The organism is Streptomyces sp. NPDC006544 (assembly GCF_040611715.1).
GTDB lineage: Bacteria > Actinomycetota > Actinomycetes > Streptomycetales > Streptomycetaceae > Streptomyces.
Map to the genome: position 1 here is coordinate 19,133 of NZ_JBEXOV010000034.1, position 21,473 is coordinate 40,605.

Below are 21,473 nucleotides of genomic sequence, written 5' to 3' on the forward strand. Positions count from 1 at the left end.
CGGCCGTGCAGGAACGTACGGAACTTCCGCCCCACGGCGCCTTGCCGATCCTTCCGTCGAACCCTGCCAACGGAGCGGCCGCTGTGCTGGATGCTCAAGATCATCGACGTAGGGTCTGTACGGTCAACGGTGGATCTTCGCGCAGGAAGTGACACCTGGCCGTCCGAGCTCGCGGGCACTTCCCGAACGAGCAGGCCGCCAGCAAGTGCGTCTACACGGCCGTCATGAGCCTGGACCCCACCGGCCAGGGAGGTAAGCACTGGACCCAGCGGTGGAAGACAGCATTGAACGCCTTCGAGATCACCTTCGACGGCCGGCTCTCAGCCGCCCGCCGCTGAACCCCTACAACTCCAGAACCACCGTTCACTGGACAGACCCGCTCGTCCGTCGTCGGGGAAACGATCTCTCAGCAGCCACGACGGGTCCGGCCGCGGCGGCGGCTATCACTCGTACGAGGGACACGGCTCGTGCAGTCCGGCACCACCGTGCTCCGGCACGCCCGAACAGCACGCCCGAACGGCACGGACCGACCCCGGACGAGGTCAATCGGAGGGGACGACGTCGCGCCGGAAGGAGATCCGGGGGACGGACACGGACACGGACGCGCCGTCGCCGTCGGCGTCGGCGTCGCGGTGCACCGTCATGAGCCGGTCGTCGGGCAGCGGCACGTCGTACGAGCCCTGCCCGCGGCCTTGGCGGAACGCGGTGTCGAAGGCCTCCGTGCCCAGGACTTCGCCCGCCCCCGCCGCGACGCGGTCGACGTCGAGCCGCTCCGCTACGGGCAGCGGGGCCCCCACGGACTCGCGGGCGGCCGCGGCCGAACCGAGGAGGCGGGCGGCGTCGCCGGCGCGGCCCGCGAGGGCGTGGGCCCCGGCAAGGCCCTCGAGGGCGAGCGCGAGCGCCCGGGGGTCGGCCGCCCTGCGGGCCGCCTCCAGACCCTCGAGGTGGAGGACCATAGCCCTCCCGCTATCGCCCCGCTGCTCGGCGACGAAGCCCAGCTCCGCCAGGATCAGGGCCTCGCCGCTGTCCACGCCCATCCGGCGGTTCCACTCCAGCCAGGGCCGCAGGTGCCGCTCGGCGGTCTCGAGCTCACCCGTCCGGCGCGCCCCGAGGGCGAGGCCCGTCTCCGCGAACTGCTCGGCGGGGCGGTGGCCCTGTTCGGCGGCCAGCCGCCGCGCCCGCTCGTGGAGTTCCGCCGCGGACGCGAACTCGCCGGTGAGCAGGGCGATCCTGCCGAGCCTGGACAGCCGGAACGACACGTCGGTCCAGAGCAGCAGTTCCTCCGCGACGCGCACGCCGTCGCGGTGCAGCCGGGCGGCCTCCTCGTAGTCACCGGCGATCTCGGCCAGCACCCCCAGCTGTTCGGCGGCCTGGAGCTGGCCCCATCGGTCGCCGATCTCCGCGAAGCGGGCCGCGCTCTCCTCGGCGTACGTCCTCAGGGCGGCGAGGTCACCCCGGTAGACGGCCTCGGTGGCGCGGGTGCTCAGGGCCGCGGCAATGCCCCAGTGATCGCCCCGGGCCCGGAACTCGGCCAGCAGGGCGGCGGTGCGGCCCTCGTCACCCGACCCGTCGCCGAAACCGCACCGTGCGAGAGCGAGGAACCACCGGGCCCGGGTGTCCGCCCCCGCGTACTCCCCGCACTCCCCCTCCTCGTCCGTCGCGTCTTCCTCCATCCCGTCGGCCCGCGCCTCACCCGCAAGCTGCGCGAACGCGGCCCGACGCGCCAGCGCGCCGCTCCGGGCGCCGCTCACGCCGCCGCTGCGGGAGGCGAGCGCCAGGGCCAACGACCGCCGGGCCTCGCCGATGCGGCCGCGCAGGAACCAGTACCAGGAGAGGGAGTTGACCAGACGCAGCGCCAGGGCGTCGTCGGCGGCGTCGGCCGCCTCGGCGAGCGCGCAGCGCAGGTTCGCGCTGTCGGCGTCGAGCCGGCGCAGCCAGCGGCGTTGGCCGGGGCCGTACAGGGGTGGCTCGGCGCGCTCGGCCAGCTCGGTGTAGTGCATGACGTGCCGTTGCCGGACGGTGCGGCTCTCACCGGCCTCCTCGAGACGTTCGAGGCTGTACGCGGCGACCGACTCCAGCATCCGGTACCGGGGGCCGTCCTCGCTGTCCACGACGGTGACCAGCGACCGGTCCACCAGACGGGTGAGTACGTCGAGGACGGTGCCCGCGGGTACGTCCGGCGCCGCGCAGACGTCCTCGGCGGCGGTCAGCGCGCAGCCGCCCGCGAAGACGGACAGGCGGCGCAGCACGGCCCGCTCGGGCTCGGTCAGCAGCCCCCAGCTCCAGTCGATCACGGCGCGCAGTGTGCGCTGGCGGGCCGGGGCGTCCCGCCGGCCCGCGTTCAGCAGGCGGAAGCGGTCACCGAGGCGCTCGGCCAGCTCGTGGATTCCCAGCGCCCGTACCCGGGCCGCGGCGAGCTCCAGCGCCAGCGGGATCCCGTCGAGACGCGCACAGACGCGCGCCACGGCGTCCGCGTTGGCGGGGCCCAGGGCGAACCCCGGAGAGGCTGCCGCGGCCCGCGCCGTGAAGAGCCGTACGGCGTCGGACTGCGGCAGGGGCTCGACCAGGTGCAGGGTTTCGCCGGTCAGGGCCAGCGGCTCCTGGCTGGTGGCCAGGACGCGCAGGCCGGGAGCGTGGCGCAGCAGGTGCCCGGTGAGTTCCGCGACGGCCTGCACCCGGTGCTCGCAGTTGTCCAGTACCAGCAGCAGGCGCCGGGCGGCCACGGCGCGGGCGAGGCGGTCCACCGCCCGGCCGGCGTGGGGTTCACCGCCGGGCCGGTCGCGGATGCCGAGGACGTCGGCCACCGCGTCGGCCACGGCGGGAGCCGCGCCGCCCGCGCCACCGGGACCCCCGGGCTCGGCAGCCAGTTCCACCAGCCAGACCCCGTCGGGAAAGGCGTCGACCGTGAGCGCGGCGGCCTCCAGGGCGAGGCGGGTCTTGCCGACGCCGCCCGGCCCCGTGAGGGTGACCAGGCGGCCCGACGTGAGCAGGGCCCGTACCCGGGCGACCTCCTCACGCCTGCCGACCAGGTCGGTCAGGTGGGCCGCGGGCAGGTTCGTACGCGGTGGAAGCGGAGCGGCGGCCGGGGGAGAACGGTCCGGGGCCTTCGGGTCAGGGGCGAGCAGGGCGTGCGTGGCCGGGGCCGGCGCGGGTGCCAGGGACGGGTCCTGGCGCAGGATGGCCCGGTGGAGAGCCACCAGCTCGGGTCCGGGGTCGAGCCCCAGCTCCTCGGACAGCCGCGTCGTCAGCTCCCCGTAGCTCTCCAGTGCCTCGGCCTGCCGGCCCGAGCGGTAGAGCGCGCGCATGTGCAGGGACCGCAGCCCGTCCCGCAGCGGGTGCTCGCGGACGAGTTCGCCCAGCTCGTCCGAGAGCACGTGGTGCTCACCCCGTTGCAGGCGTATGCCGGCCAGTTCCTCCAGCGTGGTCAGGCGTTGTTCGTCCAGCCCCGTGGCGGCCGCCCGGGCGAAGGGCTCCTCGCGGAACTCGGCGAAGGCCGGCCCGCGCCACAGCGCGAGGGCGTCCGAGAGCAGCCGCACCCGCGCGTGCGGGTCCCCGGTCCGGCGGCCCCGGGCCGTCAGGTCGGCGAACCGGCCGGTGTCCAACGCGTCGTCCGGGACCTGGAGCAGGTAGCCGGCCGGGCGGTGGACGATCAGCTCGCGGCCGCCGGGCTCTGCCTGTTCCAGCGTCCGGCGCAGCTGCGACACCTTGGTCTGGAGCGAGTTCGCCGGGTTTCCGGGCAACGCCTCGCCCCACAGGTCGTGGAGCAGGCGGTCGGTCGGCACCGGCCGGCCGTGGTGCGCCAGCAGATCGGCCAGCAGGGCCCGGACCTTGGGCTCGCGGACGGTGACCGGGGCCCCCTCGTCGGTACGGACCTGGAGCGGACCCAACACTTCGAAGCGCATGACGTCACGTTAACTCCTGGCCTCCCAGGGGTCCGTGCGGGCTCGTGCGCAGATCATCAGGGAGCATCAGCGGTTCGTCAGCGGCCCCCGGCAAGGTGATCTCCGTAAGCGAGGAACGCACCACCGAGGGAAGAAGCAGACCGTGTCGAACGCCACGAACGCCACGAACGCCACGAACACCACGGCCCACGCCCACTCCACGCTCTCCGCGAAGACCGTCTCCCGCGAGATACACCTCGTCGCCCGGCCCCTGGGCGAGCCCACCGAGGACGTCTTCCGGCTGGTTCGCGCCGAGGTCCCGGAGCCGGCCGCCGGGCAGATCGTCGTACGCAACACCTGGATGTCAGTGGACCCGTACATGCGGGGACGGATGGACGACGCCCCCTCCTACATCCCGCCGTTCCCGCTCGGCGCGCCGCTGGAAGGCAGCGCGGTCGGCGAGGTCGTCGCCTCGCGGTCCGACGCCGTGCCGGTCGGTGCGACCGTCACGCACTTCCTGGGCTGGCGCGAGTACGCCGTGCTCGACGCCGCGGCCGCCACCCCCATCGACACCGGTATCGCGCCGCCGCAGGCCTACCTGGGGGCCCTGGGCACGACCGGCCTGACCGCATTCGCGGCACTGACCGAGATCGCCCCGGTGCGCGAGGGCGACGTGGTGTTCGTCTCGGCCGCGGCCGGGGCGGTCGGCAGCGTCGCCGGTCAACTGGCCCGCACGCTCGGTGCGTCGAGGGTGATCGGCTCGGCGGGCGGTCCGCAGAAGACGAAGAAGCTGGTGACCGACTTCGGGTACGACGCGGCGATCGACCACCGCGCCGGCTCGCTGGACGAACAGCTGGCCCAGGCGGCCCCGAAGGGCATCGACGTCTACCTCGACAGCGTGGGCGGCGACCACCTGCGGGCAGCCATCGGCGCGATGAGGACCGGCGGCCACATCGCACTGGTCGGCGCGATCAGCGGCTACAACTCCACCGGCCCGGCCGCGGGCCACGACCTGTTCCAGGCGGCCGCCAAGGAGCTCACCTTGCGCGGCATGCTCGTCAGCAGCTACTTCCACCTCTTCCCCGAGTGGATCGGCCGCGCAGCCGGATGGCTCGCCGACGGCACGCTGCACACCGAACAGACCGTGTTCGAGGGCATCGACCGGGCCCCGGCCGCCTTCCTCGGCATGATGCGCGGCGCCAACACCGGCAAGATGCTCGTCCGGCTGGACGGGTGACGGCCATGGGTCACCAGCGCACGAGCGACCACCGCACCCTCACCGACCCCGCCGGGCTGCACGACCCCGCCCCGTTCGGATACAGCCACGCCGCCTCCGCACCCGGCGAACTCGTCTTCATCAGCGGCCAGTACGCTTCCGACCGGACAGGCCAGCTCGTGCCGGGCGACTTCGCCGCGCAGGTCGAGCGGTCCGTCGCCAACCTGCGCCTCGCACTCGCCGGCGCCGGCCTCGGCTTCGAGCACGTCGTACGGCTCGGCTCGTACGTCGTCGACCACGACCTGGCGAAGCTGGAGGTCCTCGGCAAGGCCTTGCACGCCGCCTGGGAGGACCGGTTGCCGGCCCAGACCCTGAGCGGGGTCGCGTCCCTGGCCCTGCCGGGCATGCTCTTCGAGATCGACGCGGTGGCGGTCCGTCCGGCGTCACGCGCGGACGGGAGGTGCGGCGGCTGTGCGCGGGCGTGACCGGCCGCCACAACCTGCTCGTCGTCGCCTGGGTGAAGTCCCTCGCGGACGCCCAGCGCTTCGAGGTGCGGCTCGACGAACGCGCACCGGGTATGGAGATCACCGACCGCGCCGTCGCGCTCTGGCTTCCACCGCGTGTGCCGTCGGTGGGAGCGGGCATGATCTCGGTCATGTCCGATCCCACCCCTGCCATCGCCGCGTACTGGGACGCCGCCGCGGCGTCGTTCGACGCGGAGCCGGATCACGGCCTGCGCCAGGAGCACACCCGGGCCGCGTGGGCCCGGCTCCTGCATTCCTGGCTGCCCACCGGGGCGGCCGACGTCCTCGATGTCGGCTGCGGCACCGGGTCGTTGTCCCTGCTGCTGGCCGAGGCCGGGCACCGGGTCACCGGCGTGGACCTGGCGCCGAGGATGGTGGAGAAGGCAAAGGCCAAGCTTCTGGCCGCGGGCTTCGCGGGCCGGTTCCTCGTCGGTGACGCCGCCGCTCCGCCGACCGGCAAGGCACGGTACGACGTCCTCCTCTCCCGGCACCTGCTGTGGACCCTGCCCGACCCCGGGGCGGCGCTCCGCGCATGGGTCGCACGCCTCAGCCCGGGCGGCCGGCTGGTGCTCGTCGAGGGACGGTGGCACGCAGCGGGCCAGAGCGGCGCGCCGTACGTCGCCGGAGCCGACTCGCTGCCCTGGCACGGCGGTGTCACCGCCGACGACCTGGCAGCCGCCGTCCGTCCGCTCGTATCCACCCTGCGCATCGAACCGCTCAGCGAGAACGGCGACCTGTGGGGAGGACCGGTCACCGACGAGAGGTACGCCCTGATCGCCCGGACCTGACCGGGCGGATCGCCCCCGCAGCGGGACGTCCCGGACGTCCGGGGCGGCGCCGGACTGCCCGGGCCGGTGGAGATCACCGAGGCCGCGGTCGGCCCCCCTCCACGTTCTTTTGTCTCGCCAGGTATCTTGCATCGCATGGAACCAGGTCAACCAGGCGAACCAGGCGATTCGGCGAAGCAGGCCCGGGCGGCCGCCCAACTGCGCAAGGGCGTCCTGGAGTACTGCGTGCTCGCCCTGATGCGGGACCGTCCCCGCTACGGCGTGGAACTCCTCCACGCCCTGGAGGAGTCCGGTGCCCTGGCCACCAGTCAGGGCACGGTCTACCCGCTGCTCTCCCGCCTCCGCCGCGACGACCTGGTCACCACCACCTGGCAGGAATCCGCCTCCGGACCGCCCCGTCGCTACTACGTGCTCACCGACAGCGGCCGGGCCGCGCTCGACGAGTTCACCCGCGTCTGGCCGGGCTTCCGCAACGCCGTCGACGCCTTCCTGACCACCCCGCACCCCTCCACCGGAGACCTCGCATGAAGACCTCTGCCGACCGCATAAGCGACTACCTCTCCGCCGTCGAACGCGAGGGCTCCGCACTGCCCGCCGACCGTCGCCAGGAACTCCTCGCCGACCTCGCCGAGCACATCGAGGTGACGTGTGCGGAGCGCCCCCACGCCGCGATCGGCGAGATCCTCGCGGAGCTGGGGGACCCCCGCACGATCGCGGCGACGGCGCTGGCCGAGGCGGGGAACGGGGCCCCCGGGACCTCGGCCGGGAGCGGAGCCGGCACACCCGACCGGCGAGGCAAGGTGCACCCCCTGGTCCCGCTCCTGATGCTCACGCTCTCGCTGGCCTTCATCATGGTCTTCCCCGACCACCTCGGGCCGGTGATCGGCGTCCTGTTCCGCATCACCGGCGCGGTCCTGCTCTGCACCTCGGTGCACTGGAGCGCCGTCCAGAAGACGACCGGTGTCCTGCTCACCGCCGTCCTGCCGACGGCCGTCATCGTCGCCTACAACCAGTCAGGCGGGCCGGCCGGCACCCCGGCCCTCCTGGCCAACCTGGTGACTCTGGCCCTCCTGGCCGGCACGGCGGCATGGCTCTGGCGGGTCCGCCGCGCCTGAGGGAGCATGCCGTACGGGCCCGGGCGGCCCCCTGCTCGATCCCGCTGCCGACGATCTGGATGGGGGCGCCGGTCTTGCCGGCGGGGGTGACGAGGGGTCACCACTGGACCCGACTGCACGTCAGGCGCGCCGAGGAGGCCCAGGTAGGGGAGTTGGCGTGGTGGAAGGCCGCCTGCCCCATGAAGTCCTGCGCCGACCGCCTCACCACGTTCGGGTCGTAGGGGTCGTAGGCGTCGTTCAGCCTACCGTGGGCTCAGCCCGCTGAATGGAGCCATCCAAGCGGCTCCGACGCCGTGATCACACCAGCCACCGCGAGATCATCTCACTCGTGACCAGCGATGACGGGATAACTGTCAGGGACTGTCCGGGTCTTCCATCGTGGCGGTTGCCGTGAAGCAGTGGGCGCGGCCGTCGTCGCAGATCTCGGCGGCGGCGTCGAGGTGCCCGTCGAGGATCTCGTAGACGAGGAGGGCGGCCGTCCTGCCCGAAGGGAACACCACCGTGGCCTGGTGCACCGGTCCGAAACTCTTGCTGGGGCCCGTGAAGGAGAAACGGCCCCGCCCGTCGAGGACGAGCGCGGTGTAGTAGTGGTACTCCTCGCCTATGAGGTGGCCGTCGAGGTGCGGGCCGGCCGCGATGTGCGGGGCGTGCCGGGCGGGGAGCCGCTCACACCGTGTGGAGGTCGATCCGCTCGCGCGGGTCGAGGCGAAGCAGTACGTCTGCTCGTCCGCCATCCAGCCCAGGTGGCCGGCGCCTTCGGCTCCGCGGAGGATCACCGCGAGGGTGTCCTCGGACGGCTGTTCGTAGCCCGCAGGCAACCTGTTCTCACGGAAGCGTTCGAGCAGCTTGCTGTCCTCCGGGGTGATCCGCGCAGACTTCTCGGGCGCCCCTGGCCCGGTGGCCGCGGCTGCTTTCGTGACCTGCGGTGTGGCCGTCGCGCCGGGCGTCAGCGGGGCCCCCTTGCCGACCGACCCTCCGGCGCTGCACCCGCCCGTCGAAATCACCGTCATCGCGAGAACCGCGGCCCCGACGGATCGCCCCCATGTCGCCTTCAACACCAACACCCCCGGTCGTGATCATAGAGGCCGTCAGCGATGACGTCCCGACTGACTTCGGCATGTCAGGGTGAAGCTGGTGTGTCGAAGGTGAGGCGGTGCCGGCGATGAAGCCGTTGAGGGTCTCGACTCGGACGGCGTGCCCCTCCGCCTCTCGGCCAGACAAGGCACCGGGACCTCACACCGCACCGCCGCCTCGAGGCAGGGGCGCGGCCTTACAGTAGGTCCGGAGGACGTGCTTGCAGCCGCCCGGGAGGAGTAGGCCCGGGGGATAAGTCGAGCACTCAGGCGCGGAGGGGCGCGCTGCGCTCGCGCCTCCGAAGTATTCAAGTTCGACTCATGGGGGCCATGGACAGGGTTCGTCGCGCGTGCAGAATTGCTGTGGGGGGACTGCTGGCGGCCGTGCTTGCCGCGGGGCTAGCAGGGTGCGCCTTCACCGAGGAACTGCCGGAGGTCGGTGGCCAGAGCCTCCAGGTTGCCCAGGATTCGGCGCAGCAAGCGGGCTTTTACAACCTGAGCTCGGAGGGCGGGCTTGGCATGGGACGGGCTCAAGTCTGGGACCGCAACTGGAGGGTGTGCAGCCAGACTCCGGGAGCGGGCGATGTAGACCCGGACGCCCTGATTGTCTTCTGGGCGGTCAAGGAAGGCGAGTACTGCCCGAGGGACAGCAAGGGCTGGCAGGCGCGGCCTGGAGACCTGATGCCGAACTATGTCGGCAAGAACTTGATGGACGCCGAAAACCAGTTGGTCCTCATCCCGTCGGTCACCGCGACTGATGCAACCGGCGCGGGACGCGAGGTCCTCCCCAGCGGGCTGTGGAAGGTATGCAGCTCCATGCCCGCGGCTGGGGGGATCATCGCAGACACCGCAAGTTTCAAGGCTGTGCTCAAGGGAGAGAACTGCCCCGCCTACTGACTTCGGCTTATCAGGATGAGGCGGGTGCGTCGAGGGTCAAGGAATACCGTTAGCCATTTACGCTCGGCGACGAGGTCCCGCATCCTGCGGGGGACGTGGGTGTTGAGGCGGTCCCAAACCAGGACGAGCGGTGACCTGACGGGCTGGTGGACTCCGTCGACCAGCGCGATGAAGTCCCGCTCCCCATGCTGCGACCTCCGACAGCTTGATCTTCTGCTCGAACAAACTCGGCCGCCTGCACCCGTACCGACTCTCGGCGCCGACGTTCCGCAGAGTCAGCCCGCCCCCATCCGCATATCTCACACACCACGCGTACAGCCGGGGGTGCAGGCCCGTAAGGCCGTGGCCGCATGCCTCTCGGCCACCACCATCTTGCGGCTGCCGGTGTACGGGTTGGGGACCGCGGTCCTCGTGGGCGCCGGCGCCTGGATCCGCGACCGGGCCCGGGAGTGGACGGGTCCGGCCGACGGCGGGCCCGGCGTCCCGTCTCCCTGAGGGTGGTTCGACCCGCAGGGGATGCTCACCGCCTGGCAGGTGGAGGCGGCCGCCGGCGGTGCCGCGCGGGTCGACGGACCGTTTTGAGCCGGGCAGGGTACGGAAACCGGACCGGGCCGACGCCGGGAGGCCTCGGCGGCAGCGGAGCGTTAGCGGAACGTTTGCGACGGGCGGCAGGCTCGAGGCCGTCAGCAGGTCCGCCTGCGCGTCGGAGCAAGGAGCAAACGGAAATGAAGAGGATCAGGGCCGCCGTTCTCGCGGCCGCCGTCCTGGCGGGTCTCGCCGTGACGGCCGCGCCCGCCCAGGCGGTGAGCCACTGCAAGGGGAGTGGCGGCGCCGTCTACATCTGCGAGTACGGGGTCACCGTCCACTCCCTCCCCGACGGTACGAAGCAGCAGTTCCTGGTCGGCACCGACTCGGCGGTGTGGACCCGCTGGAACGACCGGAGCGGGAAGTGGAGCGGCTGGCAGTCCATGGGCGGGGTCGTCTCCGGCCCGGTCGTCGTCATCGACCGCTGGAGCCAGGGCGACCCCTGGAAGTTCGCCCTGAGCGTCCCGACCCCCGACGGCTGGCGCTATGTCAACCTCCGCAGCCACGACGGCGCATGGAGCGGCTGGCGCCCCATGCCCGACCCCGACTGACCAGGCCCGGCCCCCGGAGCAGTGTCGCGTGCGGTAGGGCCGGGGGTGGGCGCGGTACGGGCAGTCGGCAGAACCGGGGCGTGTCCGCCCCGCTCACCCCATGTGACGGCACGTCATTTTGTACATCCAGCGAGGACGACTCGCGAAGCGAAAAGAGTTCCGATGAAGACGAGAACGGGCGTGGCCGGAGTCCTGGCCGCCGCATGTGCGGGCGTCATCATGGCGCCCTCCACGGCTGTCGCCGACACCCCTGCGAACAGCATCGGGCCCGGGATGATCCAGAACGTCCAGACCGCTCTCTGTCTCGACGGAGACAAGAGCGGAAACATCTATACGAAGGGCTGCAGTGTGGACAACCCGTATCAGCACTGGCGGCGCTTCAGCGACGGGCGACTGCAGAGCGTCGCCACGGGACTGTGCCTCACCGCCGTCGACGCCGAATCGGTGCGCGGGGCCAGCTGCGGACGTTCGCAAGGCCAGACCTGGGCCAACACCTACCAGTGGGGCCCCAGCATGCTGCTCAACGACTACTACCTGAACGTCCTGGATTCCGATACCCAGGGCAATGCCTACATGAAGGACCCCTCGCGGGGAAACCCGTACCAGGGATGGAAGATCCTCTGACCTGACGCCCCGTCCGGCCGAGCCGCGGTACTGCTCGGCCGGACACCGGTCCTTCGGCCGTCCGGCCGTCCGGCGGTCCGGCCGTGCTCGGTCCGGACCAGTCTGCGGACCGACTACGGGCTCGTCACTCCTCGGCCGGTGGGGGTGAGACTCCACCACAGGCGAGCACCGTGGACGCCGTGGCGTCGAGGAAGAGCATGAAGGTCCAGGACCGGTCCGTGGCGGTGATCTCGCCCGTCCGGACCGGCTCGTCCGCAGCGCGCTGGAGGATGCTCACGGTTTCCTCGAGGGCGAGCGTCTGCTGGCCACGGAGCCGGATGCGTCTCAGCCGCATGCCGTACGCGGATCCCAGCCGACCCGCCGGGACCAGACCGTCACCGACCGCGAAGTGGCCCCCGGACAACAGGGCCGCCCGGGCCGGTCGGCATGCGGTGGTGTCCTCGTCCAGCAGCGCCGACAGCTCGTCGCGTGTCATACCGGCCTCCGAGCGATCGGAGCTGCCCTCGGAGCCGGCCTCGGCCGCGGTCCCCGCCACCCCGTCGAGTCGTGTGCGGGCATGGTGCCAGACCTGCTCGAAGGCGTCTCCGGAGATCTCTGACGCTCCTTCGGCTTCTCCCCAGCCGCGGAAACTGCCCTCCGCGAGGACGCCGTACCGGTGCTCGTACGCCGACAGGGCCTCGAAGTCGGCCTGACCCCTGAGCCGAAGGACCTCGGCCAGGTCTGCCCCGACCATCGGCTGGTGATCAGAACTCCGAAGGCCGACCTGGCGTCGAGCCCACCCCTCGTCGTCGAGTTCGAAGTACGACCAGAGGCCGTACTCGCTTTCGTGAATCCGGATCCACCGCGTCATGCCTCTATGATCGCCTGCCCGCCCCGCGCCATCCGCCCTCGGTGTCGCGCTGGAGACGGGTTCCCATGCGGTGCCCCGACCGCCCCGTCCCGCCCCGGCTTCCCGCAGGAGTCTTGCGGGGGCCGCTCGCGTGCGCGGGGTGGGGCGGTTGGAGACGGGCGGATCGGGGCGGGGACGGGGCGTCGGGTTCAGTTGTGCAGGGCGCGGGGGTGCTGGGGTGAGGCGAGTGTCTCCAGCCGTGCCCGCGTCAGGGCCAGGTAGCGCGGGTCCAGAGCGGGCAGGGCGCTCAGCAGACGGAGCAGCTCGGGGCCGGACTCGAGGGCCGGGGCCCGGTCCTTGAGCTGGGTCCAGCAGTACAGGGCCCCGGCCGCCGCGGCCTGTAGGTGCGGGTCCTCGGCGCCCTCGCGGGTCAGGCGGGCCTGCCCGGCGCCGAGCCACAGTCGGGTCGCCGTCGCGAAATCGCCCGCCATCCGCGCCAGATCGGCGCGGATCTCCGCCCACTCGATCGCCTCCACGGAGGTGTGCCCGCACGTGTGCAGGACGTGCTCTTCCCAGGCCCGGGCGAGGGCGGCCGCCTCCGGATGGCGGCCCGCGCTGGCCAGCGCGTGGATGTGCGGCCGCGGATCCCGGCCCGGAGCCGGGGCGGCAGCCGCGGTGGGGGTCGAGTCGGGTGCGGAGCTGACGGCGGAGCCCGGGACCGGCTGCTGCGGGTGCGGGCGGGGCAGCTCCTGCCACGCCTGCTGTTGTTGCCGCTGTTCCTGGTGCTGTTCCTGGTGCGGGGCGGGGCGCAGGGCGAGTTCGCGGGCGGTCGGCAGGACGAGGGCGCCCGGCGGCAGGGCTGCCGTACCCGCGGCCAGGGCGTGCAGCTGGACGTTGGCGGGTCGGACGGGGCTGTGGCGGAGCTGGTCGATCCACTGCCGGGTGTAACCGCTCACGGCCCCGTCCCCCGTGGCGAACGCCGGCGGCCGGACCACCCCGTACACCTCGGCGCACGCAGGAGCGGGCAGGCTGCCGTACTCCCGCAGCAGCGGCCAGGCGTCCTTGTCGGCGGCGAGGTCGAGGAGCACGGTGGTCAGGCCGGCGGGGCGTTCGCGCAGTTCGCTGCCCAGCCAGTCCCAGGGCAGCGCGGTGTAGCGGACGGTCGCCGACGTGGTCCCGGCCAGGGCCAGGTGGAGGCGGCGGCCCCGGCGGTCCACGGTGAGCCGGCCCGACAGGTAGAGCAGCAGCGGGCCCGGCGTCGCGGCCGCCGTGCGCAGCCGCGCCAGTACGGTGTTCGGGTCGCGGGCCCCGTCGAGGTACACGGTGTCGCTGGGGAGTTCGCTGCCCAGCAGCATCGAGGCCGGCACCATCGCGAGTGCGGCGAGATTGGCACTGGGCGCGAGCTGTACCGTGCGCCGGCGCACGGAGGCGTCCCCGGCTATGAGGAGGACGTGCCCCCGCTGCTGTCCCGGTCCGTTGATGTGCATGAGCAGACGGTACTCATACCCGGGCCCCCCGATCCGCACGCGCCTCACATCCGTCGCCGGGGGGAGAGCGGTCAGGCGCCGAAGAGCCGGCTGGGCGGCCCGGTCGGAGCGGGCACGCGGGGTTCTCCGAAGAGCGGGGCAGCGGGTGCCGAGGGCTGTCGAAGTGGGCGACGACGGGGGGTGCCCGCCACCTGGACCCTGGGGCCAGAGACTGTCGGGCTGTCAGGCCGAGGGAGACATCGCCCATGGCGTGCCGTGCCGTGCCGTTCCGTGTCGTGCCTTGCACCCTTCATGACCCGCCGGTCCGGGCGGTCGTGCCGCACCGGTTGCCGTTCCTGGCGGTGAAGGAGGGGTGCAGGGGCGCATGCTGCTCGCCGAGCGCGCAGCATGCGCACGAGCCGGACTGGTGGAGCAGGGGCGGTGAGGCCGTATCAGTTCCCGATGCCGGAGCTGCCGATGCCCGAGTTCCCGATGCCGTGGCTGCCGATGCCGGTGTTGGCGAAGCCCGCGTTGCCCAGGCCCCAGTTGGCGATGCCGGCGTTCCCGACGCCCGAGTTCCCGATGCCCGCGTTGCCCACGCCGTCGGCGCTGGCCACTCCTGCGCCGCAGAGAGCCAGAACCGCGGCGGCACTCAGCGCGGCCGCTACACGGAGAAGAGTTGAACGCATTGTGGCATACCTCCTACTTTGGGATTATTTGCCCCTCATCTTTAGCACGCCGTCCTGTCGAAAGCCGGGATCAAGGTCCGCAACGGTCGTGTCGCCCCGCTCCCCGCCCCGGTGGCGACAGGCGGGGTTCCCAGGCGCGTGGGGGCCGCCTCGGTGGCGTACGACGGGTCAGGTGCGGAGCAGTGAGGCGTGGATGCGGGCGATGGCCCGCAGTACCTCGTCGCGGTTCTTGGCCTGCTTCATCCAGGCGGGCAAGCGGGCCACCACGGTCATCTTCCGGCCGTGGTCGTGCCAGGGAATTCCCTCGCGCAGCGGCGCCTCGACGAATCGTCGGATCAGGCCCAGGTGTTCCGGGCCGTACGCCCATACCCATCCGTGACGGGTCTCGGTCTGCAGCCACAGACGGACGTCGAAGTGCGGGTCCGTGGCCGGTTCGTGCGGGCTCCGGTGCCAGGCCACCGATCCACCGGTCCACTCCTTCGCCGTCCCGCAGTTCCGGCAGACGAGACGCCGCGGCGCGAAGAGGCCTCGGTCGTGCGCGCCGGCCGGGTCCGGTGCGGGCCCGACGTGCGCGAGCTTCGCGCAGCCGGGGCAGCAGACCAGGACGGAGGTGAGGAAGTCGTACGGAGTGCTGCGGGGGTCCCGGAATCGACGGTGCGGGGACATCTGGCTCATCGGACCAGTATGCGAGCCGTGCGACGAAGCCCGGCGCCGTGGCGGTCGTCCCGCGGTCAGGGCCGCCGGGACGGCGCCCCGGGAAGCGCCGACGCGGCGAAGACGCGCTGGATCCGCGTGACCATGTCCTCGGCGCTCTGCTCGGGGTGACCGCGCCACCAGGCGACGGCAGCGCTCACGGCCCCGTACCACAGGTGCGTGACGAGGTCGGCGTCGAGCGGATCGTCCGCCGCGCAGGCGCCGAGGAATGCGGCCACGCCGACGGCGCCCATGCGGTTCAGTTCCCGCCGGTACACGACCGCGGCGCGGTGGAGCTCCCCTTCGGCCGGCAAGGTCGGGTCGTAGACGAGCCCCCAGTCGTACAGGCGACCTTCGAGGGCCCGGAAGACGGCCTCCAGCGTGCGCGAGGCACGGGTGAGGTCGGACGGTCCCGTCTGCGCTGAGGCGACGGCTGCCGCGAGGCGGGACCCCGCCCGGTCGAGGCAGGCCAGATAGAGGCCGTCCTTCGACGAGAAGTACTCGTAGATCATCGGCTTGGTGATGCCCGCCCGGGCAGCGAGGGCCGCCGTCGACCCGCGGGCGTAGCCCTTCGTGCCGAACTCCTCCGCTGCCGCGTCCAGGATCAGGCGCTCCCGGTCCCTGCGAGGCATCCCCTTCGTGCCCGCCCGCCGGGGGACGGGGGCGGCGGGGACGCTCTCGTGCTTGCTCATGACCTCATCCTATGCCAATCTGACCGCCCGGTAACTTACCCGACGTTCAGATAGGTGGGGCAGTGAGCGGGACGACGCGTTCGTGGTGGGGATGGGGAAACGTCGAGGACGCGGTGGTCGGCCCGGAGCGCCGAGAACTCACCCGGCGCGTCGCCGAGATGCTGCCGGGCGCGGATCTGGCCGTGCACGAGGCACCGCCGATCGCGTCGTTCGACCTGCCCGCCGGCCGGGTCCAGGCGCCACCGGCGCTGGCACCGTGCGCATCGGCCGCCACGTCCGACCGGCTGTCGCACAGCCACGGGCAGGCGTTCCGCGACGTGGTGCGCGCGCTGCTGGGGAAGCTGCCCCACGTCCCGGACCTCGTCATGCGGCCCACGTCCGAGGCCGATGTCGTGCGGGTGCTCGAGTGGTGCACGGACGAGAACATCGCCGTGATCCCCTTCGGAGGTGGCACTTCCGTCGTGGGAGGCGTCGAACCCCGTGTGGGTGACGGGTACTCCGGGGTGGTCAGCCTGGACCTGACCTCGATGAACCGGGTGCTCGAGGTCGACACCACCAGCCGGGCCGCGCTCGTCCAGGCGGGCGTTCTGGGCCCGCACCTGGAGGCGCAGCTCCGCGATCAGGGGTACACCCTGCGCTTCTTCCCCCAGTCCTTCGAGTTCTCCAGTCTCGGCGGGTGGCTGGCCACCCGCGCGGGCGGCCATTTCGCGACGCGGCTCACCCACATCGACGACCTCGTCGAATCGCTACGGGTCATCACCCCCGCCGGCGCCGTCGAGACCCGGCGGCTGCCGGGCTCCGGTGCCGGGCCTTCCCCCGACCGGATGTTCCTCGGCTCCGAGGGCGCGCTCGGCGTCATCACCCAGGCGTGGGTCCGGCTCCAGGCCCGGCCCCGCTGGCGGTCCGGGGCCTCGGTGGGTTTCGCGCACTACGAGGAGGGCGTACAGGCCGTACGCGCTCTGTCGCAGTCCGGGCTCGACCCGGCGAACTGCAGGCTCCTGGACCCCATGGAGGCGCTGATCAACGCCGGCTCGGCGACATCCGTCCTGGTGCTCGGGTTCGAGTCGGCCGATCACCCCGTCACGGCCCCGATGGAACGAGCGCTGGAACTGTGCCGGGACCACGGGGGTGTCCTGTCCGGCGGGCCGCGCCCTACCGACAGCCCCGACCGGCCCGCGCGCGGCGCGGCCGCGGACACCTGGCGCTCCTCCTTCCTCCGGATGCCGTACCAGCGGGACGCGCTCGCGGCCCAGGGCATGATCGTGGAGACGTTCGAGACCGCGTGCACGTGGGATCGGTTCGACCGACTGCGCGCCGCCGTCGACGACGCGGCCCGGGACGCCATGCGCCAGGTCGGCGCCGTGGGCGTGGTGACCTGCCGGTTCTCCCACGTCTATCCGGACGGCCCCGCCCCGTACTTCGGCATCTACGCCGCCGGAACGTGGGGCAGGACGGTGGAGCAGTGGGACGAGATCAAAGCGGCGGTCTCCGAGGCGCTCATCGGCTGCGGAGCCACCATCACCCACCACCACGCCGTGGGCCGTGACCACCGCCCGTGGTACGACCAGCAGCGCCCCGGCCTCTTCGCCGCCGCCCTCCAGGCCGGCAAAGCGGTACTCGACCCGGCGGCGATCCTCAACCCCGGCGTGCTGATCGACCCCCTGCCCGGCCGACGGGACGGCGCGGCGGCCCGAGGACACCGAGTATCGAGGAGTACCGATGAGCCCGGTGAGTTCCGATGAGAACCGCTGAGTTCCGATGAGTTTCACGGCGCCCGGCTGTCTACCTTCTCGTACGCTCGAGATGCCCAGCAGCAGCCCCGAGAGGGTGAGGGAACATGAAATACATGATCCAGATGAACGTGCCGGCCGCCGAGTGGGACGCCATCATGGCGTCGTACTCCCCGCACGACATGCAGGCGATGTTCGCCCACATGAACGCCCTCAACAACGACCTCACCGCCGCGGGGGAGTGGGTGGACGGGCAGGGTCTCGGCGGCCCCTCGCTGGTCAAGACGGTGCGGGCCGGAAGCGACGGACGACCGCGCGTGACCGACGGGCCGGCCTGGGCGGGGCACATCCTGGCCGGCTACTGGGTGGTCGACGTGAAGAGCGAGGAACGGGCCCTGGAGATCGCCGCACGGGCGTCGGCCTGCCCCGGTCCCGGTGGGAAGCCCGGCAGCGATCCGGTCGAGGTGCACCCGATTCCCGGGGCCCCCACGGCGGCCTGAAAGTTGGCCGCCGCCAGCCCGCCGTGTGCCGCGAGAGTCACCTTCATCGTGCGCGACCTCGTGACACTCGCCCGAGGACCGGGCAACGGCGGTTCCCGCCGGTCACCTGGATGCCTTCAACGCGTTCACATCCTTGGCCAGTCCCGTCATCTTGGCGCTCAGTTCCCCGATCTGCCTGGTCAGGGCTGCCAGGTCGTCCTGCCGGCCCGCGCCGCCGTGCCCGTTGGACGCGAGGCTCCGTGCCCGGACGAGCCCGGTCGGAACGCCCGCGATGGGCACCTCCACCTCTCGCCACGCCGCCAGCACGGCCGACTGCTCGGCGCTCCCGGCGCCGAACAGTTCCCCGGCCTTCTGGAAGGTGGTGTGGGCGAAATCCTGGAACTGGGCCCCGGAGGCGGACGCCCTGAGCGATTCGTACCAGATGGGCCCGGCGGCCTCCCACGCGAATCCGCCGATGCCCACGGCCGTCAGGAAGAACGCCTTGTTCGGAATACCGGAGTTGAAGTGCACCCCGCCGTTGTCCCCTGCCTCGGAGTCGGGCAGGTGGACGAACTTGCTCATGCGGTCGGGCTGCGGGTCCCTCCCGAACAGTGCGTTGTCGTACGCATGCCCCGGGGCCTTCAGCGACCGCAGGGCGTCGGCGTCGATTCCCGGGGTCCACACGTCGGCACCGATCAGCCAGTCCGCCTCCTCGGCCGACTGCTTGAGCGACCACTGCTTGACCAGCGACCCGAAGACGTCCGAGACCGACTCGTTCAGGGCCCCGGACTGATTGTGGTACTCGAGTCCGGCGGTGTGTTCGGTGACTCCGTGCGTCAGCTCGTGGGCGATCACGTCGAGGGATCCGGTGAGGTTGGCGAGCTGCTTGCCGTCCCCGTCACCGAAGACCATCTGGCGTCCGTCCCAGAACGCGTTGTTGAACTTCACGCCGAAGTGAACGTACCCGTCCAGACGCATCCCCCGGCCGTCGATCGAATCGCGCTGGAACACCTCCTTGTAGAAATCGCGCGTCAGGCCGAGTCCGGCGAACGCCCGGTTCACGGACCCGTCCACCGACTCCGGTCCGTCCTCCGGCCTGGCGAGGACGGCGGCCGGGAGGAAACTCCCCTGCTCGCAGTCGAAGACGGTGCGCCGGCCGTTCCCGGCGGCGGCCGCGCCGTCGAAGGACGCCCGGACCGCTCGCTCACCCCGCAGGCGAGCCGTGGTCAGCAGGGTGTCGAGGGCGGCCTGGCGCACCTCACCGTCCTCGCTCTCCAGGAGCCTCTTGAGAAGGTACGGGGGGATGATGCAGTTGAGTCGCGGCGAGGTCCTGCTCATAGGACACCTCCGAAGAGAAGAGGACCGACGGTGGGGCATTCGGCAATGCGTGGGAGGTTCGCTCCCTACACCCAGTTGACTTCCGCCCGCCGCAGCAGCGGGTCGTCCGTCAGGTGGAACAGCGGCACGGCGTAGTTGCCGGACCTGAACCGGCCGCCGAAGTGCAGGCCGAGCACCCGGTGATCGGCCAGGTCGAAGACCGGGGAGCCGCTGTTGCCGCCGAGGGTGGAGCAGTCGTGCGTCATGGTGAACCCGGACCCCTCCGGGACCAGGGCCGTGACCGTGCCCGGCTGGAGCCGCTTCACGTTGTAGATGTCCATGAAGATGCGCCGCATGGCCTCCGGCTCGTTGCGGCGGCCGTCGGCCGCCGGGTAGCCGACCACGTACACGGGCCGGCCCGGCAGGTCCGGCGGGGCGTCGGCGGCGACCGGCAGGGGCGCCGGCAGGGGCCCGCCGCCGGCGGCCGTGGGGGACACGCGGAGCAGCGCCATGTCGACGTCCTGGTGGATGCCGATGACCTCGGTGACCTCGAACTCGAGCGATCCGTCGGTCGCGGGCGCGCCGAGTTCCTCGGCGGTGTCGAGACGCGCACCCATGCCCTGGCGGAAGGTGAACCCGCCCTCGCCGTCCGCCCGGCTGAACTCGGCCGCGACATGGCGGTTGGTCATCACCGCGAACGGCGACACCAGGAAGCCCGTGCCCAGCCAGTCCAGTTCCGCGTGGCCGGAGACCTCCACCCGGCCGACCCGCTCGATGGAATTCCGGATGCCCGGCCGCTGCCCGTCCAGCAGCGCCCAGTCGCCCGGCTGCGAGGCGAAGTCCTGGCCCTGGACCAGGATCGCGGGACGCCCCTCGAGTAGGACGATGGCCTCCACCCCGAAGTACTCGTCCGCGTCGACCTCGTCGGTGCGGCCCGCGGCGAGCTTCTCCAGCCCGCGGACGCCGGCCTCCAGCACCGTGGCCCGCTCCTCCCGGGCGGCGCGGCCGATCTGCGCGGCCGCCTCGTCCTCCCGGGGAAGTTCCTCGGCGGATTCCAGGATCTCCGCGTTCAGCCCCTTGCGCACGCGTGCGGCCACCTCCAGCAGATCCTCCTTGAAGACCTGCTCGGGGCCGGTCGCCACCGGTGATCCACCGCGCATCTCACACCTCCTGTGGTCGTGCCCGCCCGGTCAGCGCGACTGGGCCGCGGCGATCTCGTCGTGGATTTGAGGGCTGTGCTCCCGCAGGTGCCGCATGATGGCGCTCAATTGGGTGCCGACGTTCACGAACGCCGTGCTCTTGCCCTGGAAGCTGACGTCCGAGACGCGGCGGGTGCCCCGGTGCAGGGCCACCACCGTCCAGTCGTCGGTCAGCACCGGCGAGCCGGAGGAGCCGCCCCGGGTGTCGGTGAAGTACCGCACGTCCCGGTCGTCCGCTTCGAAGGCGAGGTTGTTGCGCAGCGCGATCCGCTTCGGTTCCCCGCCCGGGTGCTGAATGATGTTGAGCGCCACAGGAGCGTCCTTGGCCACGGCCAGCGGCGCGGTGGCGACGCGCAGGAAGGGCCGGGGCGGCGCGCCGGCCAGGCGCAGCACGGCGTAGTCGAGCTCCTCGTCCCAGGCCACGAGTTCGCTCGCCCGCGCCTCCTCGACGTCCGCGTCGTCCTCGTTCAGGTAGTCGAACCGGGAGCGTGATCCCTCGGCCTGGAGCCGCAGGTCCGCCGGCTCCGCCACCTGCTGCTGGCCGTCGGTGCGCTTGCGGGCGTTGACCACGTGGTGGTTGGTGACGAGCAGGTCGGAGGAGATGAGCCAGCCCGTGCCGTTGTGGGGCAGCGCCAACGGCTGGAGCAGGGCGCCCCCCTGGTAGGGCAGCACCTTGATACGGGCGACCGAGGCGCCCGCCTGCGCTCCGCCGTTCAGGAAGCCGAAGGGCACCGTGTCGTCCCGGAAGACGATCTCCTCCTTGGTCTCCCCGGTAGGGACGTCAGGCGCCACGTCGGGCTCGCCGGCCGCGTCGCGCGCCACTCGGTCCAGTGCCTTGAGGATCACGTCGCGGGCGGCGGCGTCGGTGAGCTGGTCGGCCGCGTTGCGGAGCCAGAGGGCCAGCGGCACGGTGCCATCGATCAGGCGTTCCACCCGGTTCATCTCGTTGAGGTCCGAGTGGACCTGCTGCCCGGGCGCCGCGAGGAGCGGCAGCGAACCGCGGTACTTCGGGAGGATGCCCGCGAACAGCAGGCTCCGCAGCGACGGGTCCGTCAGTCCCGCCTCGACCGCCGTGTCCCGCAGCAGTACGACATCGTCCTGGGACAGATACGTGTCGCTCATGGT

20 protein-coding genes and 1 pseudogene are annotated in these 21,473 nt (G+C 72.1%); 11 read left to right on the plus strand and 10 right to left on the minus strand.

All coding sequences use genetic code 11. The features are described from left to right. Window positions 1-158 precede the first annotated feature (158 nt). Window positions 159-338, plus strand: a pseudogene (locus tag ABZY44_RS17895) (IS256 family transposase); the annotation flags it as partial. A 204-nt stretch (window positions 339-542) separates the two neighbouring features. Here ABZY44_RS17895 and ABZY44_RS17900 read toward each other — a convergent pair. Further along, a complete protein-coding gene (locus ABZY44_RS17900; RefSeq protein WP_356654783.1) occupies window positions 543-3,902 on the minus strand; it encodes a BTAD domain-containing putative transcriptional regulator in 3,360 nt (1,119 codons plus the stop codon). A gap of 229 nt (window positions 3,903-4,131) precedes the next feature. Here ABZY44_RS17900 and ABZY44_RS17905 point away from each other — a divergent pair, with 229 nt between their 5' ends. The 5 genes from ABZY44_RS17905 to ABZY44_RS17925 all read left to right on the plus strand — a co-directional run bounded on the left by ABZY44_RS17905 (window position 4,132) and on the right by ABZY44_RS17925 (window position 7,524). Then, window positions 4,132-5,118, plus strand: a complete 987-nt coding sequence (locus ABZY44_RS17905; RefSeq protein ID WP_356654854.1) for an NADP-dependent oxidoreductase — start codon at window positions 4,132-4,134, stop codon at window positions 5,116-5,118. A 5-nt stretch (window positions 5,119-5,123) separates the two neighbouring features. Beyond that, entirely contained in the window at window positions 5,124-5,582 is a 459-nt protein-coding gene (locus ABZY44_RS17910; RefSeq protein ID WP_356654785.1) for a RidA family protein, read from the plus strand. A 170-nt stretch (window positions 5,583-5,752) separates the two neighbouring features. Then, on the plus strand, window positions 5,753-6,409 hold the full coding sequence (locus tag ABZY44_RS17915; protein ID WP_356654856.1) for a class I SAM-dependent methyltransferase: 657 nt from the start codon (window positions 5,753-5,755) through the stop codon (window positions 6,407-6,409). 135 nt (window positions 6,410-6,544) lie between these two features. Continuing rightward, the gene (locus tag ABZY44_RS17920) at window positions 6,545-6,937 is read left to right on the plus strand and encodes a PadR family transcriptional regulator (protein ID WP_356654787.1); all 393 of its coding nucleotides are present in this window, start codon (window positions 6,545-6,547) and stop codon (window positions 6,935-6,937) included. Then, complete coding sequence (locus ABZY44_RS17925) at window positions 6,934-7,524, plus strand: hypothetical protein (protein ID WP_356654789.1); 591 nt, start codon at window positions 6,934-6,936, stop codon at window positions 7,522-7,524. The genes ABZY44_RS17920 and ABZY44_RS17925 overlap by 4 nt, the downstream gene beginning before the upstream one ends. 353 nt (window positions 7,525-7,877) lie before the next feature. Here ABZY44_RS17925 and ABZY44_RS17930 read toward each other — a convergent pair whose 3' ends face one another. After that, window positions 7,878-8,534, minus strand: a complete 657-nt coding sequence (locus ABZY44_RS17930; protein WP_356654791.1) for a hypothetical protein — start codon at window positions 8,532-8,534, stop codon at window positions 7,878-7,880. A gap of 384 nt (window positions 8,535-8,918) precedes the next feature. Here ABZY44_RS17930 and ABZY44_RS17935 point away from each other — a divergent pair, with 384 nt between their 5' ends. From ABZY44_RS17935 to ABZY44_RS17945, 3 genes are all read left to right on the plus strand, one after another. Continuing rightward, window positions 8,919-9,494, plus strand: a complete 576-nt coding sequence (locus ABZY44_RS17935) for a hypothetical protein (protein WP_356654793.1) — start codon at window positions 8,919-8,921, stop codon at window positions 9,492-9,494. 725 nt (window positions 9,495-10,219) lie between these two features. Next, window positions 10,220-10,630: a hypothetical protein gene (locus ABZY44_RS17940; RefSeq protein ID WP_356654795.1), complete on the plus strand. Its 411-nt coding sequence runs from the start codon at window positions 10,220-10,222 to the stop codon at window positions 10,628-10,630. 162 nt (window positions 10,631-10,792) lie between these two features. Beyond that, window positions 10,793-11,254 carry a ricin-type beta-trefoil lectin domain protein gene (locus ABZY44_RS17945; RefSeq protein ID WP_356654797.1) on the plus strand — a complete coding sequence of 154 codons (462 nt, stop codon included), beginning with the start codon at window positions 10,793-10,795 and terminating at the stop codon, window positions 11,252-11,254. A gap of 124 nt (window positions 11,255-11,378) precedes the next feature. Here ABZY44_RS17945 and ABZY44_RS17950 read toward each other — a convergent pair whose 3' ends face one another. The 5 genes from ABZY44_RS17950 to ABZY44_RS17970 form a co-directional block, all read right to left on the minus strand. Continuing rightward, on the minus strand, window positions 11,379-12,104 hold the full coding sequence (locus tag ABZY44_RS17950) for a hypothetical protein (protein WP_356654799.1): 726 nt from the start codon (window positions 12,102-12,104) through the stop codon (window positions 11,379-11,381). A gap of 188 nt (window positions 12,105-12,292) precedes the next feature. Next, entirely contained in the window at window positions 12,293-13,570 is a 1,278-nt protein-coding gene (locus ABZY44_RS17955; protein ID WP_356654801.1) for a hypothetical protein, read from the minus strand. Between the two features lie 431 nt (window positions 13,571-14,001). Beyond that, a complete protein-coding gene (locus ABZY44_RS17960) occupies window positions 14,002-14,166 on the minus strand; it encodes a pentapeptide repeat-containing protein (RefSeq protein ID WP_356654803.1) in 165 nt (54 codons plus the stop codon). A 240-nt stretch (window positions 14,167-14,406) separates the two neighbouring features. Continuing rightward, window positions 14,407-14,904 carry a hypothetical protein gene (locus ABZY44_RS17965; RefSeq protein WP_356654858.1) on the minus strand — a complete coding sequence of 166 codons (498 nt, stop codon included), beginning with the start codon at window positions 14,902-14,904 and terminating at the stop codon, window positions 14,407-14,409. 65 nt (window positions 14,905-14,969) lie between these two features. Then, window positions 14,970-15,623 carry a TetR/AcrR family transcriptional regulator gene (locus ABZY44_RS17970; protein ID WP_356654805.1) on the minus strand — a complete coding sequence of 218 codons (654 nt, stop codon included), beginning with the start codon at window positions 15,621-15,623 and terminating at the stop codon, window positions 14,970-14,972. A gap of 62 nt (window positions 15,624-15,685) precedes the next feature. On the opposite strand from ABZY44_RS17970, the gene ABZY44_RS17975 reads away from it, so the two are divergent. Then, window positions 15,686-17,365: an FAD-binding oxidoreductase gene (locus tag ABZY44_RS17975; RefSeq protein WP_356654807.1), complete on the plus strand. Its 1,680-nt coding sequence runs from the start codon at window positions 15,686-15,688 to the stop codon at window positions 17,363-17,365. 104 nt (window positions 17,366-17,469) lie between these two features. Further along, on the plus strand, window positions 17,470-17,853 hold the full coding sequence (locus tag ABZY44_RS17980) for a YciI family protein (RefSeq protein WP_356654809.1): 384 nt from the start codon (window positions 17,470-17,472) through the stop codon (window positions 17,851-17,853). Between the two features lie 102 nt (window positions 17,854-17,955). Here ABZY44_RS17980 and ABZY44_RS17985 read toward each other — a convergent pair whose 3' ends face one another. The 3 genes from ABZY44_RS17985 to ABZY44_RS17995 all read right to left on the minus strand — a co-directional run bounded on the left by ABZY44_RS17985 (window position 17,956) and on the right by ABZY44_RS17995 (window position 21,470). Next, complete coding sequence (locus ABZY44_RS17985) at window positions 17,956-19,170, minus strand: M4 family metallopeptidase (RefSeq protein ID WP_356654811.1); 1,215 nt, start codon at window positions 19,168-19,170, stop codon at window positions 17,956-17,958. Window positions 19,171-19,235: 65 nt separating this feature from the next. Continuing rightward, on the minus strand, window positions 19,236-20,309 hold the full coding sequence (locus tag ABZY44_RS17990) for a serine protease (RefSeq protein WP_356654813.1): 1,074 nt from the start codon (window positions 20,307-20,309) through the stop codon (window positions 19,236-19,238). A gap of 30 nt (window positions 20,310-20,339) precedes the next feature. Continuing rightward, on the minus strand, window positions 20,340-21,470 hold the full coding sequence (locus ABZY44_RS17995; protein ID WP_356654815.1) for a trypsin-like peptidase domain-containing protein: 1,131 nt from the start codon (window positions 21,468-21,470) through the stop codon (window positions 20,340-20,342). Between the last annotated feature and the right edge of the window lie 3 nt (window positions 21,471-21,473).